The organism is Euzebyales bacterium (genome assembly GCA_036374135.1).
GTDB lineage: Bacteria > Actinomycetota > Nitriliruptoria > Euzebyales > JAHELV01 > JAHELV01.
Genome location: DASUUK010000091.1, coordinates 1 through 3,889, shown reverse-complemented (window position 1 = coordinate 3,889; position 3,889 = coordinate 1). Strand labels below are relative to the sequence as shown.

The following is a 3,889-nucleotide window of genomic DNA, read 5'->3' as shown; positions in this document are numbered from 1 at the left end:
TACGTCGACGCCATGCACGAGCGCGAGGCCGTGATCTCGTCATACATGGGCGAGGGCTTCGCCCTGCCCCACGGCACCGACGAGAGCCGCAGGCACGTCAACCGGGCCGCGGTCGCCTTCCTGCAGTTCTCCGAACCCGTGCTGTGGGAGGACGACGAGGAGGCGCTGGCTGCGCTCGCCGTCGCGGCGACCTCCGACGAGCACGTCGGCATCCTCGCGACGCTCGCGCGGGTGCTGGTCGACGAGGACAAAGCGGAGCGCCTGCGGACGACCGCCGACGTCGACGAGGTGCTCGAACTGCTCGCACCCACCATCGAGGAGGAGATCGGGTGAAGGTCGCACGCTTCTACGAACCGGGTGATCTGCGGGTCGAGGAGGCGGAGCGACCGACGCCGGCGGCCGATGAGCTGCTGCTACGTGTGCACGCCTGCGCGACCTGCGGCACCGACGTCAAGATCTTCCATTACGGCCACCGCAACCTGAAGACGCTGCCACGCGTGATCGGCCACGAGATCGCGGGCGAGGTCGTCGAGGTCGGCAGTGACGACCTCGGCTGGCAGGTCGGCGACCGTGTGCAGTGCATCGCCTTCGTGCCGTGTGGACGCTGCTTCCAGTGCACGCGTCGGGCGATGACCGTCTGCGACGACGCGACGTCGGTCGGGTACGACTACGACGGTGGGTTCGCCGAGTACATGATCGTCCCCGAGAACGTGCTGCGCGTCGACGGGCTGAATCGGATACCTGGAGAACTGGAGTACCACGTCGCAGCGGCGACCGAGCCGCTGGCGTGTGCCCTCAACGCCCAGGAGCAGGTCGACGTCGGCAGGTACGGCGATGAAACCGTCGTCGTCTTCGGCTCCGGTCCGATCGGGTGCATGCACGTCATGCTGGCCAGAGCGAAGGGTGCCGAGCGGGTGTTCATGGTCGAGATCAACGCCGACCGGCTGAAACTCGCCGGCGACCTCGTCGACCTCGACGCCACGGTGGACGCCAGCGCGCAGGATCCGGTCGGGGCCATCCGTGACCTGACCGGCGGGCGCGGCGCCGACGTCAGCATCGTCGCGGCGGGTTCGGGCGTGGCGCAGCAGCAGGCGATCGGCATGGCCGCGCCGCGCGGTCGGATCAGCCTGTTCGGCGGCCTGCCCAAGGACAACTCCGAGATCACGATCGATGCCAACGTCGTGCACTACTCGGAGCTGACGGTCGCCGGCCCCGCCGGGTCCACGCCGACCCACAACAAGCAGGCGCTCGAGATGATCGGCAGCGGGGCAGTCCGGCTCGACGAGCTGATCACCGACAGGCTCCCGCTCGACCGGGTCCACGACGCGCTGACAGCGGTCGAGAGCGGGACCAGCATCAAGGTCGTGATCGAACCGTGATCGTCACCTGCACCCCGAACCCCAGCCTCGACCGGACCATCGAGATCGACGAGCTGCTGCGGGGCGAGGTGCAGCGGATGCGTTCCGTCACGGTCCAGCCGGGCGGCAAAGGCATCAACGTGGCGCGGGCACTCCACGCCAACGGCCACGACGTGCGGGCGATCGCGCCGCTCGGCGGGGCCGAGGGCGAGCTGTTCGCCCGGCTCGTCCAGCACGCGGGAGTGCCGTTCACGCCAGTGGAGGTCGATCAGGCCATCCGCGTCAACATCACGTTGGCGGAGGCCGACGGCACCACCACGAAGCTCAACGACCGCGGCCCGACCCTCGACGAGGCCGCGCGTCGCCGTCTGCTCGACGCGACGCTCGACGCAGCCGTCGGTGCGCGCTGGCTCGCTGCGTGCGGGAGCCTGCCGCCGGGCGCCGGCGACGATCTGTACGCCGACCTGGTCACCCGCGCCCGCGCGGCCGAACGGCGGGTTGCCGTGGACACCAGCGGCCCCGCGCTCGCGGCGGTGATCGACGCCGGGCCGGACCTGATCAAGCCGAACCACCACGAGCTCGCCGAGCTGGTCGGCGACGAGCTCAAGACCTTCGGCGACGTCGTCGACGCCGCTCGCCGCGTCATCGATCGCGGGGTGGCATCGGTCCTGGTCAGCCTCGGAGGTGACGGCGCCCTGCTCGTGACCGGCGACGCCGTGTGGTTCGGTGAGAGCGAACCCGTCGCGGTCCGCAGCACGGTCGGTGCCGGGGACTCCCTGCTGGCCGGGTTCCTCGCGGCCGGTGGCGACGGGCCGGAGTCGCTGACGACCGGCATCGCATGGGCGACCGCAGCCGTGTCGCTCCCTGGAAGCACGATGCCCTCACCCGACGATTTGGCCTTGGATGCGACCCGCGTCGGAGATACGTTCGATCCAGACCGCCCACTCGAGGGAGACTGAGCCATGGACCTGACGATCGACGATGTGATCACCCCCGACCTGATCATCCTCGATCTCGAAGCGACCGAACGGGACGCGGCGATCGCCGAGATGGCCGACCGGCTGGTCGCCCAGGGCCGGGTCAGTGACCGCGACACCTACGTCAACGACGTGCTCGAACGCGAGCGTGAGGGCGGCGGCACCGGCATGGAGATGGGCGTCGCCATCCCCCACGCCAAGTCGGAGGCGGTCACCAATGCCAGCGTCGCCTTCGCACGGACCAATCCCGGCATCGACTTCGGGGGTGACTCCGAGCAACCCTCGACGCTGGTCTTTCTGATCGCGGCCCCCGTCGGCGGCGATGACCTGCACATCCGGCTGCTGTCGCGGCTGTCGCGCCGTCTGATCCACGAAAGCTTCCGTCAGAAGCTGTACGACGCCTCGTCCTCGGACGAGGTCATGGAGACACTCCGCGAGGAGGTGACGCTGTGAAGTTCGTCGCTGTCACCGCATGCCCAACAGGAATCGCCCACACGTACATGGCCGCCGAGGCCCTCGAGGAGGAGGCGCGCAAGCGCGGCCACGAGATCGCCGTCGAGACCCAGGGGTCCGCAGGCTCCGAGAAGGTCGATGACGCCGCCATCTCCGGCGCGGTGGGTGTGATCTACGCGGTCGACACCAACGTCGACGGCCGGGATCGCTTCAACCACCTGCCCTCGGTCGAGGTGACACCGGGAGAGGCGATCAACCACGCCGCCCGCGTGTTCGACCGTGCGGAGCAGGCTGTCGAGGAGGGCGTCCCGGAGGCACCCGCCGAGACTGCCGCCAGCGGCGCGGGAGGGGGTGGCGCCGCCGCAGCGGCCACCGGCGGCGGAGGCGACGGACCGGGACGCGCGAGCAGGGGCGGCGTGGTCCGCCAGTGGCTGATGACCGGCGTCAGCTACATGCTGCCGTTCGTGACCGCGGGTGGGATCCTGATCGCGTTGGCGTTCCTGGTCGGCGACACCGTCACGGTCGTCGACGAGAACGTCTACGAGCAGTTCAGCTGGGGCGCGCTGTTCTTCAAGATCGGCGGCACCGCGTTCTCGATGATCGGTCCGATCCTGGCCGGCTTCATCGCCTATGCCATGGCGGACCGGCCCGGCATCACCCCCGGCGTCGTATCGGGGCTGATCGCCAACGAGATCGGCGCGGGCTTCCTCGGCGCGATCATCGGCGGCCTGCTTGCCGGCGCGGTCGTCATTGGACTCAAGCGCGTGCCGTTCCCGAGGTCGCTGCGCAGCCTGCTGCCGGTGCTGTTCTATCCCCTGATCGCGACGTTCGTCGTCGGCACGGCGATGATCGTCGTCATCGGCGAGCCCATCGCGGCCGCGACCGAGGTGCTGACCGCGTGGCTCGAGGGGATGGGCACGGCGAACGCGATCGTGCTCGGCGTCATACTCGGGTTGATGATGGCGTTCGACATGGGCGGCCCCGTCAACAAGGTCGCCTACTTCTTCGGCGTCGGCCTGATCGCCGAGGGGGTGCTCGCGCCCATGGCAGCGGTGATGGCCGCCGGCATGACGCCGCCGCTCGGTCTCGCCCTGGCCACCG

5 protein-coding genes are annotated in these 3,889 nt (G+C 69.8%); all 5 read left to right on the top strand.

Annotation, left to right across the window (positions count from 1 at the left end; genetic code table 11):
- Positions 1 to 333 (top strand): PTS sugar transporter subunit IIA (locus VFZ70_15490; protein ID HEX6257211.1); only part of this gene is annotated, 333 nt, incomplete at its 5' end.
- Entirely contained in the window at positions 330 to 1,379 is a 1,050-nt protein-coding gene (locus VFZ70_15485; protein HEX6257210.1) for a zinc-dependent dehydrogenase, read from the top strand. The genes VFZ70_15490 and VFZ70_15485, both read left to right, overlap by 4 nt.
- Positions 1,376 to 2,317, top strand: coding sequence for a 1-phosphofructokinase (gene pfkB, locus VFZ70_15480; protein ID HEX6257209.1), 942 nt, complete (start codon positions 1,376 to 1,378; stop codon positions 2,315 to 2,317). Before VFZ70_15485 ends, pfkB begins: the two co-directional genes overlap by 4 nt.
- A gap of 3 nt (positions 2,318 to 2,320) precedes the next feature.
- Entirely contained in the window at positions 2,321 to 2,788 is a 468-nt protein-coding gene (locus tag VFZ70_15475; protein HEX6257208.1) for a fructose PTS transporter subunit IIA, read from the top strand.
- Positions 2,785 to 3,889: fructose-specific PTS transporter subunit EIIC (locus tag VFZ70_15470; GenBank protein HEX6257207.1), on the top strand; the 1,105-nt coding region annotated here is incomplete at its 3' end. The genes VFZ70_15475 and VFZ70_15470, both read left to right, overlap by 4 nt.

Coding starts and splice junctions, on each gene's coding strand:
- VFZ70_15475 (HEX6257208.1), top strand. CDS start 2,321: ATGGACCTGACGATCGACGATGTGATCACCCCCGACCTGATCATCCTC.